Origin of the sequence: Stenotrophomonas sp. SXG-1, assembly GCF_014083965.1 — a bacterium.
Classification (GTDB): domain Bacteria; phylum Pseudomonadota; class Gammaproteobacteria; order Xanthomonadales; family Xanthomonadaceae; genus Stenotrophomonas; species Stenotrophomonas geniculata.
On sequence record NZ_CP046588.1, the window covers coordinates 1,366,154 to 1,381,915 of the forward strand.

Genomic DNA, 15,762 nt, shown 5'->3' on the forward strand with positions numbered 1-15,762 from the left:
TCTTGCCGCGGAGCGCGAAAAGCCCGCGCTGCGCGTGATAGTCGACTGGCAGTCGACTCTACACATGGGTTGCCTGCCGCGCAGCGTTACCGCTGCAGCGCGCGCCGCCCGGGGGCCTCCTGCAATGCCTCGCTGGCCACCACCACGCGGTTGCGGCCGCTGCGCTTGGCCTCGTACATCGCGGCGTCGGCACGTGCCATCAGCCGCTCGTAATCCGGATGACCATCGTGACCGGCCACGCCGATGCTGGCGCTCAGTTCCAGCACCTGGCCATTGGCCAGCGCTACCGGCGACTGTGCGATCTGCCGGCGCAGGCTCTCGGCGATCACGGTCGCCTGCGATTCGCTGGCGGCCACCAGCACCACCACGAATTCTTCGCCGCCATAGCGGAACAGGTAGTCGCTGCCACGCGTGAGCTGGCCGAGCAGGCCGGCCACATGCTGCAACGCGCGGTCGCCGGCATCGTGGCCATGGCCGTCGTTGATTGCCTTGAAATGATCCAGGTCGAGCAGCAGCAGCGAGAACGGTGTGCGGTTGCGCGTGGCCAGCTCGATTTCCCGGCGCAGCACGGTGGGCAGGAAGCGGCGGTTGAGCAGATTGGTCAGGGCATCGCTGCCGGCATCCAGTTCGCCGATGCGCTCGAACAGCAGTGTCATCAGGGTGCGGATGGCGGCCAGGTCCTCGCGTATGGCCGGCAGCACCGCCAGTCGCTGTGCCGGGGCATCGCCGCTCGCGCGCTGCAGGTGGCCGTCAATGCGGGCCATCAACTGGCCCACCTGCTGCGTTTCGCTGCTTTCGCCGAAGCTGGGGATGCCCTTGTGGGTGAACCACAGGCCGAACTCCGAGGTGGCCAGGCTGGCGTTGTCGCTGGCCTGCACATGACCGGCGAGTGCGTAGAGCAGGGCGTTCTCCCAGTCCAGCAGCAGTGCGCGTTGACGCTCGCGTTCGGTGCCGACGTTCTGCACCAGCGAGAACAGCCGGTACGCAGCATCGGCACGGGTGGAGCGCTCGCGTGCATGGGTGTAGGCCAGGGTCATGCCTTCCATGGCGATATCCATGATCGCGCTGAGGCAGTCGATGGCGGCGAACGCGGTGGCGCTGTCGGGCGCGTCGTCGCGCAGGCGCACGAACAGTTCGTGCTTGAGCACGCGCGCGCCGCGGGTGACCAGATCGACCGGAATGCCGACCCGGGCATGCACATCGCCGATCACGCGCTGTGAGGCAACGGTGCTGGCAATACCGTCGGCATCGGTGGTCAGCAGCTGCACCAGCCAGCGTTGCATGGCTGGCTGCAGGCGCTGCTTGACCTGGTCATGGGACAGGAAGCGGCGTGCACGCCCGTCCTGCAACAGTACTTCGTAGAAGCGTTGGGCCAGCGCCGGCGGGGCATCGGCGGCGGCGGCGTGCAGCAGCGCGGTGGCGGCAGGGCCGGCCTGTTGCAGGCAGTGCTGCCAGGCCTCGGCCAGCGGCTGGCTGGCATCGTCCAGTTGGGGTGGTTCCACGTCGATCTCTGACTGCGTACGGCAAACCACGGGTATCGGCCGCGGTGGCGTACGGTTGATGGCAGGTTGGCCGGCCAGTTTACGCGCGATGCAGGGTTGCACGGTGCGCAAAGCACAACGGTGCCGCTGCGGCAATGAGTGAACGCATTTGAGAATCACTCGCATTGATGGGAGAATACGCGCACGGATCGGGCCGCAGGCGACTGCAGCGACGCTCCGCCCCCCCCTCGTCGTTGCCTCAAGCCCTTTGCCAGAGGCCCCGTAGCCCTGCCAGAAGGTCCTGATCATGTCTCCTGCCGTTGTCCTTTCGCCGCGCCCGCTGGCGCTTGCCGTTGCCGCCCTGCTGGCGGGCAGCGCCCTGACCGCCAAGGCTGAAACCGACGCCACCGATATCGACACGGTGCATGTCACCGCCTCGCAGATTGCCCGCCAGGCGTTGGGCACTTCGACCATCACCGCTGAGGACATCGCCAGGCGCCCGCCGGCCAACGACATCGCCGAACTGCTGCGCACCATGCCGGGCGTCAACCTCACCGGCAACAGCGCCTCGGGCCAGTACGGCAACAACCGCCAGATCGATCTGCGCGGCATGGGCCCGGAAAACACCCTGATCCTGGTCGATGGCAAGCGCGTCGGCGCACGCGATGCTGTGCGCATGGGGCGTAGCGGCGAGCGTAATACCCGCGGTGACACCAACTGGGTGCCAGCGGAAATGATCGAGCGCATCGAAGTGCTGCGCGGACCGGCAGCGGCACGCTATGGCTCGGGTGCTTCTGGCGGCGTGGTCAACATCATCACCAAGCGCCCGACCGGCGACCTGACCGGTGCGGTCGACCTGTATGGCCTGGTGCCCGAGCACAGCGCCGAAGGCGGCAGCGAGCGCGTCGGCCTGCAGCTGAGTGGGCCGATGACCGACACCCTGTCGTTCCGCCTGTACGGCAATCTCAACAAGACCGACGCCGATTCGCTGGAACTCAACCGTGACTTCGCGACCAATCCGAACGCGGTGCCGCCGGCCGGCCGCGAGGGCGTCAAGAACCGCGACATCAACGCGCTGCTGCGCTGGGACGTGACCGCCAACCAGGTGGTCGAGTTCGAAGCCGGCACCAGCCGCCAGGGCAACATCTATGCAGGTGACCGCGCGGTCAGCACCACCGGCACCTCGACACCGATCGATCTGGGGGCCTTGGCCGAGCAGCAGGCCGAGACCAACCGCATGTACCGCAACACCGGCGCGATCACCCATCGCGGCCGCTGGGGTGATGTGACCTCGCGGGTAACGGCGGCAGTGGAGGCGGTGAACAACTCGCGCATCAACGAAGGCCTGGCCGGTGGCCCGGAGGGCAGCTTCAACGGCACCGACTGGTCGACCTCGCGCCTGCGCAACTACCAGCTGGATGGCGAAGTGAGTTTCCCGACCACGCTGGGCGGTGCCGAGAACATCTGGACGCTGGGCTTCGAGTACCTGGACAGCCGCCTGACCGACCCGTATTCGATGAGCCAGTCCAGCAGCAGTGGCGGCGGACTCCCGGGATTGTCGGCCGATCGCGCGCGCGGCAAGTCCGACGCGCAGACCACCGCCGTGTTCGTGGAAGACAATATCTACCTGGGTGAGCGCTGGATCGTCACCCCGGGCCTGCGCTTCGATCATCACAGCCAGTTCGGCAACAACACCAGCCCCAGCCTCAATGCGCAGTTCCGCATCAACAGCGACTGGGTGGTGAAGGGGGGTATCGCCCGTGCATTCAAGGCACCCAACCTGTACCAGTCGAATCCGGACTATCTGTATTACACCCGTGGCAATGGCTGCCCGAATGCACTGCCGAGCCTGGGCGCCGGCTGCTACATGCGCGGCAACGCGGACCTGAAGGCGGAAACCAGCCTGAACAAGGAACTGGGCATCGAGTGGGCACCGCAGAGCGGCTGGCAGGCGTCGTTGACCTACTTCCACAACGACTACAAGGACAAGATCCAGGCCGGCTACACCCAGATCGGGCTGACCGCCGACACCAAGGGCCGCATCTTCCGCTGGGAGAACGCACCCAAGGCGATCGTGCAGGGGCTTGAAGGCAACCTGGTGATCCCGCTGCTGGGCGAGCAGGGCAGCCGCCTGAAGTGGAGCAACAACTTCACCTACATGGTCGAGAACGAGAACAAGACCACGCGCCAGCCGCTGTCGGTGATCCCGAAGTACACCATCAACACCATGCTGGACTGGCAGGCCACCGACAAGCTGTCGCTGCTGCTGACCGGCACGTTCTACGGCAAGCAGGAACCGGCCACCACCAACATCAACAACGACCCGCGCTGCACCGGCACCTGCGACCCGTCGATCGCACTGCAGGATCGCGGTGCGTACAACATCTGGGGCGTGAGCGCGCGCTACAAGGTGACCGAGACGGTCAGCTTCGGCTTTGGCGTCAACAACCTGGCCGACAAGCGCCTGTTCCGCGAGGCCAACAGCAGCGATGCCGGTGCGGCGACCTACAACGAGCCGGGTCGCGCGTACTGGGCCAGCCTGCGCTTCGGGTTCTGACCCAGGCCAGCGTCGTTCCACGGGGCTCGCCAGGCATGCCTGGCGGCTCCGGACCGGTACGCCTGCAATGTTATAAACACCGTAATAGTCTCCCCCGCCAGCACGGCGTAGCCTGCACCGCATCGCAAAGGAGCTGTTGCCATGGGCCACGACCACGATCACCTGCCATCCGAGATCCGCCACGAGAAACCCTTGTGGTGGGCGCTCGGCCTGACCTCCACTTTCCTCGTCGTCGAGGTGGTGGGCGCGTTCTGGACCAACAGCCTGGCGCTGCTGTCCGACGCGGCGCACATGGCCACCGATGCGCTGGCGCTGATGATCGCGCTGGTCGCGGTACGGCTGAGCCGTCGCCCGCCCGACGCGCGCCGCACCTACGGCTATGCGCGCCTGGAAGCGCTGGGCGCGATGATCAACGGTGCGATGCTGTTCGTGGTCGCTGGCTACATCCTGTGGGAGGCCATTGGGCGTTTCCGCGAGCCGCAGGAGATTGCCTCGTCGGGCATGCTGGTGATTGCCGCAGCGGGCCTGGTCATCAACCTGATCTCGATGCGCCTGCTGCAGGCCGGCAGCGGCGAGAGCCTCAACGTGAAGGGCGCCTACCTGGAAGTGTGGGCGGACATGCTTGGCTCGGTGGCGGTGATCGCCGGCGCGTTGTTGATCAAGTGGACTGGCTGGAAGCCGATCGATCCCATCCTGGCGGTGCTGATCGGCCTGTGGGTGCTGCCGCGCACCTATGTGTTGATGCGTGAGGCGATCAACGTGCTGCTGGAAGGCGTGCCCAAGGGCATGGACGTGGCCAGGGTGCGTGACAGCCTGTCCGGTCACGCTGCGGTGCTGGACGTGCATGACCTGCATGTGTGGGCGCTTGCTTCCAGCACGCCGGCGCTGACCGCGCACATCGTGATGCGCGACGGCACCGATGCCGATGCGCTGCGCCGTGAACTGGGCGGGCGCCTGCACGATGACTTCGGCATCGAGCACGTGACACTGCAGATCGAAGCGGACCACTGCGGCGAAGCCTGTGGTGAGCCGGTGCCGGCCAAGGGCGGCGAGCACGAGGGCCATGAAGGCCATGACCACGGCGAGGACGCGCAGGGCCATCGCGGTCACGTGCATCGCTGATCGAAGGTGACGCGCGTGCCGGGAGATGCCCGGCGCAGCTATTCGTCCCGTCGCGAGGCGAGCCGATCCGCCAGCCGGGTCGGCTCCGGCAGCCGGTAACCGCGCAGGGTACGCTGCACCCAGGTCAGCGCGGTATCGGCACTGACCCGATGGCCACCGGCCACGAACAGCGGCTTGCAGCGCACCTTGCTGCGCAGCACCCAGCCCAATTGTTCATCGCCCTCCAGCAGCGGCGTATGTGCACCGGCCTCGGCGCCCGGCTCGACGAACCGGCCCACCAGCTTCGACTTGGCCACGCCGATGCTCGGCAGGTCGGTGACCACGCCCAGATGCGCGGCCACGCCCAGCCGGCGCGGATGGCTGATGCCGTGGCCATCGACGAACACCAGATCCGGCGCCTGCGGCAGCAGCGCCAGTGCCGCCAGCAGCGCCGGCAGCTCGCGGAAACTGAGCAGGCCGGGGATGTAGGGCATCACCGTAGGAATCCGCGCGATCTCCTGCGCCACGGGCTGCAGCGTCTTCGCATCCAGCAGCACCGCCGCGGCGCGGGTGATGGCGCCGTTGTCTTCAAAGCCGACATCCAGCCCGGCCAGCCAGCGCATGTCGCGGGGCAAGCGGTCCTGGCGCTCCACGCGGCCGGCAAGCTGGATCTGCTGCGCGCGGGCAGTGGCGACGCTGCCTTCCCAGCGTCCGGGGTCGATCACCGTATTCATTGGCCGCAGCATCGCATGCGCGGCGCCACGGCCCGGTGAGTGGCGCCCGGGGCTACAATGGCAGCCTGCCTTTCCTCGCGTTGGAGACCCTGCAGTGACCCGTAAACTCGTACTGTTGCGCCATGGCCAGAGCCAGTGGAACCTGGACAACCGCTTCACCGGCTGGGTCGATGTCGACCTGACCGAGCAGGGGCGCCGGGAAGCGGCTGCCGCCGGTCGCCTGATGCGCGAGGAAGGCCTGCAGTTCGACGTCGCCCACACTTCCGTGCTCAAGCGCGCCATCCACACCCTGCAGGGTGCACTGGCCGAGCTGGAGCAGGACTGGCTGCCGGTGAACAAGTCCTGGCGGCTCAACGAGCGCCACTACGGCGGCCTGCAGGGCCTGGACAAGGCAGAGACCGCTGCCAAGCACGGCGAAGACCAGGTCAAGGTGTGGCGTCGTTCGTACGACATCCCGCCGCCGGCCATGGACCTGGAAGATCCGGGCCACCCTATCCACGACCGCCGCTACGCCGGCCTGGACCGCAACGCGCTGCCGGGCACCGAATCGCTGGCCACGACCCTGGACCGCGTGCTGCCGTACTGGCATGACGCCATCGCGCCGCAGCTGAAGGACGGCAAGACCGTGCTGGTCACCGCCCACGGCAACTCGCTGCGTGCGCTGTACAAGTACCTCAACAATGTCTCGCGCGAGGAAATCCTCGAGCTGAACATCCCGACCGGCATTCCGCTGCTGTTCGAACTGAACGACGATCTGACCGTGCAGTCGTTCCGCTATCTGGGCGACCCGGAAGCGGCACGCAAGGCTGCTGAGGCCGTGGCCAACCAAGGCAAGGCGAAATAAAGAAGCAGAAGGCCGGCGCAAGCCGGCCTTCGCTTTCTGTAGAGTCGAGCCATGCTCGACTGCTCTCCGTTGCGGGTTCATGACCCCTGCGGGAGGCCAACCGCAGTCGAGCATGGCTCGACTCTACAGGAAGCTCGCCCCTGTGACCTTTGGCCGGTCCCTGTCGTGGGCGTACCCGGCTACCCTGTGAAATTACCCGCAGGAGAGCCACATGAACGTCCGCAACCTGGTCCCGCTGGGCCTGACCATCGCCATTGCTGCCTCGCTGGCGGCCTGTGGCAAGAATGAAGCCGCACCGGCGGCCAGTGCCGACGCCAAGCCGGCCTTCGACCAGTCGCAGATCAAGACGCCGCTGATCTCGCTCAACAGCGCCGATCTGGACCCGTCGATCTCGGCCTGTACCGACCTCAATGGCTTCGTCAACAGCAAGTGGCTGAAGGCCAACCCGGTGCCGGGCGACCAGACCACCTGGGGCAGCTTCGAGATCCTGCGTGAGCGCTCGCTGGAAGTGCAGCACGCGCTGGTCCAGCAGGCCGCCGCCAGCCAGGCCAAGGCCGGTTCGGTGGAAGCCAAGATCGGTGACATCTGGAAGACCGGCAACGACGAAGCCAAGATCGAAGCCGCCGGCCTGGCGCCGCTGCAGCCGCAGCTGGACAAGATCACTGCACTGAACGACACCGCTGCCATCACCCAGTACCTGCGCGACAGCCAGGCCGAGGGCAAGGGCGTGCTGTTCTCGCTGTTCGCCAATGCCGACTACAAGGATTCGGCCAACGTCATCGCCTACGTCGGCCAGGGCGGCCTGGGCCTGCCGGAGAAGGGCTACTACTTCGACGACGCGCAGGCCAAGATCCGCGACGCCTACGTGGCCTACATCGCACAGGTGCTGACCCTGTCCGGTGTGGACGCGGCGCAGGCCGCCGAGCAGGCCAAGGCCGTGATGGCCTTCGAAACCCGCCTGGCCAAGGCCTCGATGTCGCGCATCGAAATGCGTGACCCGGCCAAGCGCTACAACCCGCTCAGCGCCGCAGATGCCGACAAGCTGACCCCGAACTTCAGCTGGACCGCGCTGTTCGACACCCTGAAGGTGCCGGCCGCACAGAAGTTCTCGCTGGCGCAGCCGGCCTTCTTCGGTGAAATGGACAAGATGCTCGCCGATGTGCCGGCCAGCACCTGGCAGGCCTACCTGCGCTTCCACACCATCGACGATGCCTCGCCGTACCTGAGCAGCCAGTTCGAGAAGGCCAACTTCGATTTCTACGGCACCACCCTGCGTGGCCAGAAGGAAATGCAGCCGCGCTGGAAGCGCGTGCTGGAGTCGGTCAACGGCGGCATGGGTGAAGCGCTGGGCCAGCTGTACGTCGACGCCGTGTTCCCGGCCGAGTCGAAGGTCGCCATGCAGCATCTGGTGGAAAACCTGTCGCAGGCACTGAAGGCGCGCCTGGAGCAGCTGCCGTGGATGGGCGAAGAAACCAAGAAGAAGGCACTGGAGAAGTGGGCCAGCTTCACCCCGAAGATCGGCTACCCGGACAAGTGGCGTGACTGGGCAGGCCTGCAGACCAACGGGGACAGCTACCTGGGCAACATGCAGGCGGCGCGTGCGTTCAACTACCGCTACATGCTGGACAAGATCGGCAAGCCGGTGGACAAGACCGAGTGGGGCATGACCCCGCAGACCGTCAACGCGTACTACAACGCCACCAAGAACGAGATCGTGTTCCCGGCGGCGATCCTGCAGGCACCGTTCTTCGACGCCAAGGCCGATCCGGCGCTGAACTACGGCGGCATCGGTGCGGTCATCGGCCACGAAATGATGCACGGCTACGATGACTCGGGCAGCCAGTTCGCCGCCAACGGCAATTTCGACAACTGGTGGACCGACGCCGACCGCAAGGCCTTCACCGAGCGTACCGACCAGCTGGTCGCGCAGTTCGACGGCTATGAATCGGTGCCGGGCGTGTTCGTGAAGGGCAAGCTGACCCTGGGCGAAAACATCGGCGACCTGGGCGGCCTGACCGTGGCCTACGACGCGCTGCAGATGGCGCTGAAGGAAGATCCGAAGGCGAATGTCGAGGTTGATGGCCACAGCCAGGACCAGCGCTTCTTCATGAACTGGGCCACCGTGTGGCGCCGCAACTTCACCGATGGTGAGCTGCGCGTCCGCCTGAACACCGACCCGCATGCGCCGGCCAACTTCCGTGCCAACGGTGCGCCGTCGAACATGCCGTCCTATGCCGCTGCATTCCAGTGCAAGGCCGGTGATGCGATGGTGCGTGCCGACGACAAGCGCGTGGTGATCTGGTAATCGATCATCCGTGATGCATGATGCGAAAGGCCCGGCGAATGCCGGGCCTTTTGTCTTTCTGGCCGGTCGCGAGGAGCGCGCCGGTAGAGTCGACTGTTAGTCGACTATCGCGCGCAGCGTGGGATTTTCTCGATCTGGACGAAGAGCAGTCGACTAACAGTCGACTCTACCGGCGGGTCGTTTCACCGTCGGGAAGATCTCAGGCCAGCTCGGGTTCCCGCGCCAGCATGCGATGGAAGAGCTGCAGCACGTAGGGATCCACCAGCCCGCCGGACTGCGCTTCGATGATCCGCAATGCGGTTTCATGCTCCATCGCATCGCGATACGGGCGCACGCTGGTCATTGCATCGTAGGCATCGACAACGGTGACGATACGTGAGCCCAGCGGAATGCTCTCGCCACGCAGGCCGTCGGGGTAGCCGCTGCCATCGAAGGCCTCGTGATGGGCGCGGATCAGCCGCGCCACAGGCATGGCGTCGCTGCGGCCGGTGGCCAGGAAGATGTGTTCGCCGCGTACCGGATGCTCGCGCATGATCGCGCGTTCCTCGTCGGTATGCCGGCGCGGCGCCAGCAGTACATCATCGGGAATGCCGATCTTGCCGATGTCATGGAAGCGCGCGGCCAGGCCGATCTGCGAACAGGCATCGTCGTCCAGGTCGCAGTGCGTGGCCAGGCGCTGCGCGAGCAGGCCAACGCGGTCGCAGTGGTGGCGGGTGTAGGCGTCGCGCATCTGCAACGACATCGAGAGGGCATCGATCAGGCAGGCCTGCGCGTGCAGCAGGTCGGGGGCGGGTACGGCGTCAGGGAACATGGTCATCCGCCCGCACCGGGTGGGGACCGGTGCGGGGTGTTCGGGGAGGGCGATCAACCCGGGGCGAGGGTGGTCAGAAGGGCGCGGGCCGCATTGAAGCGGTCTTCCGGCAACGGCAGCGGGTGCTTGATGCGCAGCTTGTCGGGCCCTTCCATGGCGTAGAGGTTCGGTTGTTTCTGGATCAGCTGGATCACCGCCATCGGATCGATGTTCGGCTTGGACTCGAACACGATGCGGCCACCGTTCTCGCCCAGGTCCAGCTTGCGGATGCCCAGCGTGTTGGCTTTCAGCTTCAGCTCGGCGATGGCGAACAGGTGCTTGGCCGCATCCGGCAGCAGGCCGAAGCGGTCGATCATCTCCACCTGCAGTTCGCGCAGCGCATCACTGTCGCGCGCGCTGGAAATGCGCTTGTACAGGGTCAGGCGGGTGTGCACGTCCGGCAGGTAGTCTTCCGGAATCAGCGCCGGCACATGCAGCTCGACTTCGGCACCGCGCACTTCCTCGCCGGCATCCAGGTCGGGCAGCTTGCCCTGCTTGATGCTGCGCACCGCGCGTTCCAGCAGTTCTGTGTACAGGCTGAAGCCGACCTCGGCCATCTGCCCGCTCTGGTCCTCGCCGAGCAGTTCACCGGCACCGCGGATCTCCAGATCGTGGGTGGCGAGGGTGAAGCCGGCGCCCAGTTCGTCCATCGAGGCGATCGCTTCCAGGCGCTTCTCGGCGTCGGGGGTGATCGCGCGGCGGTCAGGGGTGATCAGGTAGGCGTAGGCACGGTGGTGCGAACGGCCGACGCGGCCGCGCAGCTGGTGCAGCTGGGCCAGGCCGAAGCGGTCGGCACGGTTGATGATGATGGTGTTGGCGTTGGGAATGTCGATGCCCGATTCGATGATCGTGGTCGACAGCAGCACGTTGAAGCGCTGCTTCTGGAAATCCAGCATCACCTTTTCCAGCTCGCGCTCCGGCATCTGCCCATGGGCGATGCCGATGCGCGCCTCCGGCACCAGCTCGGACAGCTCGCGCTGCATGCGGCCGATGCTTTCCACGTCGTTGTGCAGGAAGTACAGCTGGCCACCGCGCGCGAGCTCCCGCTGGAAGGCCTCACGCAGCAGCGCGTTGTCCCACTGGGTGATGAAGGTCTGCACCGCCAGCCGGTTCGGCGGCGGCGTGGCGATGATCGACAGGTCGCGCAGGCCGGCCATGGCCATGTTGAGCGTGCGCGGAATCGGGGTGGCGGTCAGGGTCAGCAGGTGCACGTTGGCGCGCAGCGCCTTCAGCGCTTCCTTCTGGCGTACGCCAAAACGCTGTTCCTCGTCGACGATGACCATGCCCAGGTCCTTGAACTTCACGTCCGGCTGCAGCAGGCGATGGGTACCGACGATCACGTCGATGGTGCCGGCGGCGACCTTTTCCAGCTCGGCCTTGATCTCCTTGGTGCTCTTGAAGCGCGACAGCACTTCGACCTTCAGCGGGTAATCGGCGAAACGGTCGCGGAAGTTGCGGTAGTGCTGCTCGGCCAGCAGCGTGGTCGGCACCAGTACGGCCACCTGCTTGCCGGCACTGGCGGCGGCGAACGCCGCGCGCACGGCGACCTCGGTCTTGCCGAAGCCGACGTCGCCGCAGACCACGCGGTCCATCGGCTGGCTGCTGGCCAGGTCGCGCAGGGTGGCATCGATCGCGGCCAACTGGTCCGGGGTTTCCTCGAACGGGAAGCCGGCCGCGAACGGTTCGTACATCGCGCGGTCCACCTGCAGTGCCAAACCCGCACGCGCCTGGCGGCGGGCCTGGATCTCCAGCAGCTCGGCAGCGACGTCGCGCACCTTCTCAGCGGCCTTGCGCTTGGCCTTGCTCCACTGCTCGCCACCCAGCGAATGCAGCGGCGCGGTTTCCGCCGAGGCGCCCGAGTAGCGGCTGATCAGGTGCAGCTGGGCGACCGGCACGTACAGGCGGTCGCCCTTGGCATATTCGATTTCGAGGAATTCGCCGGGCATGCCGCCGACGTCCATCGCGATCAGGCCCCGGTAGCGGCCGACGCCATGGTCCTCATGCACGATCGGTGCGCCCTCGGTCAGTTCGCCGAGGTCGCGGATGATCGCTTCCGGCTCGCGGCCGGCACGGCGCGTGCGGCGGGTGCTGCCGGCGCGCTCGGGGAACAGCTGGCGCTCGGTCAGCACCGCGATGCGCGGGTCGTCCAGTGCGAAGCCATCTTCCAGCGGCGCCACAGCGATCGCGAAGCGCGCATCGTCGGCGAGGAACGCGGGCAGGTCGGCCACCACCGGCGGCTTCAGCTCGGCGGCCTGCAGCACTTCCAGCAGGGCTTCACGACGGCCTGGCGAATCGGCGGCGATCAGCACCCGGCCCGGGTAGTGGCCGAGGAAAGATTTCAGTGCGTCGCCGGCGGGGGCCTCGCGTGCGGCCACCGGCAGCGGCGGCAGCGGCTGGTCACCCAGCGCATGGGCATCGGCGATGCGCGCGTGGTCAGCCGACCACACCTCGATGCGCGGGGCATCGTTCAGGCGCTCGCGCAGCAGCTCTGGCGACAGGTACAGCGCAGACGGCGGCAGCAGCGGCCGTTCGACGTCGTGGCGGCGTTGTTCGTAGCGCTCACCGGTCTGCGCCCAGAACGCGACGGACGCTTCATACGCACCGGCGCAGACCACCGGCAAGCTGCCGTCGGGCAGGTAGTCGAACAGGGTGGCGGTGCGTTCGAAGAACAGCGGCAGGTAGTACTCGACGCCGGCCGGGGCCAGCCCGGACTTCAGATCCTGGTACAGCGAACTGCGCCGGGTATCCACATCGAAACGCTCGCGCAGCGCGGCCAGCACGCGGGCGATGCTGGCCTCGTCCATCGGCACTTCGCGGCCGGGCAGCATGTGCACGGCCTCGACCTTGTCCAGCGAACGCTGGCTTTCCGGATCGAACGCACGGATCGAATCGATGTCCTCGTCCAGCAGTTCCACCCGCAGTGGCTCGTCGGAACCCATCGGGAACACGTCGAGCAGGCCGCCGCGCACGGCGAAGTCGCCGGGGTCCATCACCTGCGGCACGTTGCGATAGCCGGCACTTTCCAGGCGGCGCTTCTCGGCCTCCAGATCCAGGCGCTGGCCGACCTTCAGGTCGAAGCTGCCACCGATCACATAGCTGCGCGGGGCCAGCTGCTGCAGCAGGGTCTGCACCGGCACGATCACCAGGCCGCGCTTCAGCGAGGGCAGGCGGTGCAGGGCGGACAAACGCTGCGAGATGATGTCCGGATGCGGGCTGAAGCGGTCGTAGGGCAGGGTTTCCCAGTCCGGGAAGGCGACCACCGGCAGGGCCGGGTCGCCGCCGAGCAGGGTCTGCAGGTCGGCTTCGAGCTGGTTGGCACCGTGGTTGTCACGGGCGATCACCAGCAGCGGCGCGTCGTGCGCGCGCGCGGCCTGGGCCAGATACCAAGCCAGGGCGGTCGGCGAGGCGGGGGCGCGCCACCAGGCGCGGAGCTGGCCGGCGCGCGGCAGCGGCGGGGCGGGGTATGAGGTACGCGACATGGACCCCGGATTTTAGCAGAAGCCTGATCCAGGCCCGGTGGGTCGGGCTCGCCGGTTGCCGACAGCCTCATGTGCCGTTGGGGGAACACAATGCCGGCCAGCGGCCGGCACTACCGGGAGACGTGGCCGGGCAGGGCCCGGCGTATCCGTCAGTTGTCCAGCTCCAGCACCATCCGCACCAGGCCTTCGGCACCGGTCGGGTGCGGCACCGGCTTGAAGCCCAGCGAGGCGGCCAGCTGCTTCATCGGCTCGTTCTCGGCGGCAACGTCGCCGTACAGGCGGTCCAGGTACTTGCCGCGGCCCCACTTCACCAGCTTGCGCATCAGCTGCCGGCCCAGGCCCTGGCCGATCAGGAAGCGGCTGATCAGGATCGCGTACTCGGCTTCACGGGTACCGGGGATGATCGAGGCCCGGGCGACCGCACCGACCACTGCTTCGCCAGCAGGCAGGGATTCGGCAGCGACCAGGGTGATCTCGGTCTTGGGATTCGGGTGGGTCAGGCGCTGGGTGGTTTCCGGCGACAGCTCGGTCACCGCCTGCAGGAAACGATCACGGATTTCTTCCGGTCCGAACAGGCTGAACGCCGCTTGCAGCGGTGCGCCATCTTCCGGGCGAATGGGGCGGATCAGCAGCTCGTGGCCGCTGGGAGCCTTGAAGATCTCATGCCAGGGCGGCATGCGGTTGCGAGTGGCCATACCGGGTGATTCCTTGGTGGTCCATCGATTGTGGCATCACCGGGGCTGCATTCCGTGAACGAAAGGCTCACGGCGGTACAGCCTCGTGAAGGCCGTTATTCGGGTGCTTTGAGCCAATCCAGGCGGGTGCTGGCACCAGGTTCGCCCAGGTGCTGGCGCAGCGCCGGCAGGGCCGGGCCGACCACCCGGTCGAACTGCCAGGGCGGGTTGAGCAGCAGCATGCCACTGCCGTTGAGGCGCAGCGGCGAGTCGTCCGGGCGCACCAGGAACTCGATCGTCATCGCCGATTTCACCGGCAGGGCGGTGGCCTTGCGCAGGAAATGCAGGATGGTGCGGCGCTGCTTGATCGGGAACCAGACGGCACACGTGGCCTGCGGCCAGCGCGCCAGGGTTTCGGCCAGGGCGGCCAGCACCGCCTGGTACTCGGCATCCTGGGCTTCGTAGGGCGGGTCGATCAGGACCAGGCCACGGCCGATCTTGCTGCCGTTGAACTTCGGCGGCAGCAGCGAGCGCAGCAGCGCATAGCCATCGCCAGAGCGCACATCGACGCGGCTGTCATGGGCGAACAGGGCCTTCAACGTGGCCGTTTCGGCTTCCTGCAGCTCACAGACCGCCATGCGGTCCTGCGCACGCATCGCCTGTGCGCTCAGCAGCGGCGAACCCGGATAATTGGTTAGCGCGCCGACCGGGTTGTCGGCCTGTACCGCCTTCAGGTAGCGCTCGACCACCTCCGGCAGCTTGGGCTGGGCCATCAGCCGCATGATTCCGGATTCGGCCTCCAGGGTCTTGCGGCTCTCTTCGCTGGCCAGCAGGTAGCGGCCGGCACCGCCGTGGGTGTCGAGCACGAAGAACGGGCTGTCCTTGCGCTTGAAGCTGTCGATCAGGGCCAGCTGCACGATGTGTTTGAGCACGTCGGCATGGTTGCCGGCATGGAAGGCGTGGCGATAGTTCATGGGCGGCAGTGTACGGGGCGGCGGCCGCAGCGGCTATGCTGCGCGCCATGACAGCTCCTGTTGCCCATGTCCTGGTGGTCGAGGACGAAGCCGCCATCGCCGAAACCGTGCTCTATGCGCTGCGTAGCGAGGGCTATGCCGCCAGCCACTGCCTGCTGGGCGGCGAGGCCCTGCAACGGCTGCAGGCCGGGGATATCGACGTGGTGGTGCTGGACGTGGGCCTGCCCGACCTGGGCGGCTTCGAGGTCTGCAGGCGACTGCGCGCGCAGCCCGGGCCGTCGGCGCAGCTGCCGGTGATCTTCCTGACCGCCCGCAACGATGAAGTGGACCGGGTGCTTGGCCTCGAGTTGGGCGCCGACGATTACATGACCAAGCCGTTCTCGCCGCGCGAACTGGTGGCGCGGGTGCGTGCGCGCCTGCGCCGCGCGGCATCGGTCGTGGCAGCACCCGGCGCCGATGCGGGCTGGCAGGAACATGGCGCCTTTGCCATCGACCGCGAAGGCCGGCGTATCCGCTTCCATGGCCAGGCACTGGACCTGACCCGCTACGAGTACGCGCTGCTGGAGGCGCTGCTGCAGCGCCCGGGCGCCATCCTCAGCCGTGCGCAGCTGATGGACCGTGGCTGGGACAGCAGCGCCGACAGCGCCGACCGCACCGTTGATACGCATGTAAAGACGCTGCGCGCCAAGCTGCGCGCGGCCGGTGCCAGCGAAGACCCGATCCGTACCCACCGTGGTCTTGGCTACGCGCTGGAGGTCTAGCC

11 protein-coding genes are annotated in these 15,762 nt (G+C 67.1%); 5 read left to right on the top strand and 6 right to left on the bottom strand.

Features of this window, described 5'->3' with window-relative positions:
• Positions 1-86: 86 nt before the first annotated feature.
• Positions 87-1,502 (bottom strand): GGDEF domain-containing protein, encoded by a 1,416-nt coding sequence (locus GOC52_RS06255; protein WP_010483168.1) that lies wholly within the window; start codon positions 1,500-1,502, stop codon positions 87-89.
• Positions 1,503-1,788: 286 nt separating this feature from the next.
• Here GOC52_RS06255 and GOC52_RS06260 point away from each other — a divergent pair, with 286 nt between their 5' ends.
• Positions 1,789-4,038, top strand: a complete 2,250-nt coding sequence (locus tag GOC52_RS06260) for a TonB-dependent siderophore receptor (RefSeq protein ID WP_191850954.1) — start codon at positions 1,789-1,791, stop codon at positions 4,036-4,038.
• A 141-nt stretch (positions 4,039-4,179) separates the two neighbouring features.
• Positions 4,180-5,160 (top strand): cation diffusion facilitator family transporter, encoded by a 981-nt coding sequence (locus tag GOC52_RS06265; protein WP_010483164.1) that lies wholly within the window; start codon positions 4,180-4,182, stop codon positions 5,158-5,160.
• Positions 5,161-5,198: 38 nt separating this feature from the next.
• Here the strand turns inward: GOC52_RS06265 and nfi are convergent, their stop codons facing one another.
• Positions 5,199-5,873, bottom strand: coding sequence for a deoxyribonuclease V (gene nfi / locus GOC52_RS06270; protein WP_191850956.1), 675 nt, complete (start codon positions 5,871-5,873; stop codon positions 5,199-5,201).
• A 94-nt stretch (positions 5,874-5,967) separates the two neighbouring features.
• On the opposite strand from nfi, the gene gpmA reads away from it, so the two are divergent.
• Together gpmA and GOC52_RS06280 are read left to right on the top strand one after the other, a co-directional pair.
• Positions 5,968-6,717: a 2,3-diphosphoglycerate-dependent phosphoglycerate mutase gene (gene gpmA, locus GOC52_RS06275; protein WP_019337589.1), complete on the top strand. Its 750-nt coding sequence runs from the start codon at positions 5,968-5,970 to the stop codon at positions 6,715-6,717.
• A 211-nt stretch (positions 6,718-6,928) separates the two neighbouring features.
• A complete protein-coding gene (locus tag GOC52_RS06280; protein ID WP_191850958.1) occupies positions 6,929-9,022 on the top strand; it encodes a M13 family metallopeptidase in 2,094 nt (697 codons plus the stop codon).
• A 199-nt stretch (positions 9,023-9,221) separates the two neighbouring features.
• Here GOC52_RS06280 and GOC52_RS06285 read toward each other — a convergent pair whose 3' ends face one another.
• The 4 genes from GOC52_RS06285 to GOC52_RS06300 all read right to left on the bottom strand — a co-directional run bounded on the left by GOC52_RS06285 (position 9,222) and on the right by GOC52_RS06300 (position 14,999).
• Positions 9,222-9,839, bottom strand: coding sequence for an HD-GYP domain-containing protein (locus tag GOC52_RS06285; protein WP_010483154.1), 618 nt, complete (start codon positions 9,837-9,839; stop codon positions 9,222-9,224).
• Between the two features lie 47 nt (positions 9,840-9,886).
• A complete protein-coding gene (gene mfd, locus GOC52_RS06290) occupies positions 9,887-13,351 on the bottom strand; it encodes a transcription-repair coupling factor (protein WP_191850960.1) in 3,465 nt (1,154 codons plus the stop codon).
• Between the two features lie 149 nt (positions 13,352-13,500).
• Entirely contained in the window at positions 13,501-14,046 is a 546-nt protein-coding gene (locus tag GOC52_RS06295) for a GNAT family N-acetyltransferase (protein ID WP_004150340.1), read from the bottom strand.
• A 95-nt stretch (positions 14,047-14,141) separates the two neighbouring features.
• On the bottom strand, positions 14,142-14,999 hold the full coding sequence (locus GOC52_RS06300) for a 23S rRNA (adenine(2030)-N(6))-methyltransferase RlmJ (RefSeq protein WP_019338445.1): 858 nt from the start codon (positions 14,997-14,999) through the stop codon (positions 14,142-14,144).
• 35 nt (positions 15,000-15,034) lie between these two features.
• Between GOC52_RS06300 and creB the strand changes: the two genes are divergently transcribed.
• Positions 15,035-15,760: a two-component system response regulator CreB gene (gene creB / locus GOC52_RS06305; RefSeq protein WP_100051435.1), complete on the top strand. Its 726-nt coding sequence runs from the start codon at positions 15,035-15,037 to the stop codon at positions 15,758-15,760.
• Positions 15,761-15,762: the final 2 nt, after the last annotated feature.

Bases quoted from the DNA above. Each gene is read 5' to 3' on its own strand.
- GOC52_RS06260 (WP_191850954.1), top strand. From the start codon at position 1,789: ATGTCTCCTGCCGTTGTCCTTTCGCCGCGCCCGCTGGCGCTTGCCGTT.
- GOC52_RS06265 (WP_010483164.1), top strand. From the start codon at position 4,180: ATGGGCCACGACCACGATCACCTGCCATCCGAGATCCGCCACGAGAAA.
- nfi (WP_191850956.1), bottom strand. From the start codon at position 5,873: ATGAATACGGTGATCGACCCCGGACGCTGGGAAGGCAGCGTCGCCACT.
- GOC52_RS06280 (WP_191850958.1), top strand. From the start codon at position 6,929: ATGAACGTCCGCAACCTGGTCCCGCTGGGCCTGACCATCGCCATTGCT.
- GOC52_RS06285 (WP_010483154.1), bottom strand. From the start codon at position 9,839: ATGACCATGTTCCCTGACGCCGTACCCGCCCCCGACCTGCTGCACGCG.
- mfd (WP_191850960.1), bottom strand. From the start codon at position 13,351: ATGTCGCGTACCTCATACCCCGCCCCGCCGCTGCCGCGCGCCGGCCAG.
- GOC52_RS06295 (WP_004150340.1), bottom strand. From the start codon at position 14,046: ATGGCCACTCGCAACCGCATGCCGCCCTGGCATGAGATCTTCAAGGCT.
- GOC52_RS06300 (WP_019338445.1), bottom strand. From the start codon at position 14,999: ATGAACTATCGCCACGCCTTCCATGCCGGCAACCATGCCGACGTGCTC.
- creB (WP_100051435.1), top strand. From the start codon at position 15,035: ATGCTGCGCGCCATGACAGCTCCTGTTGCCCATGTCCTGGTGGTCGAG.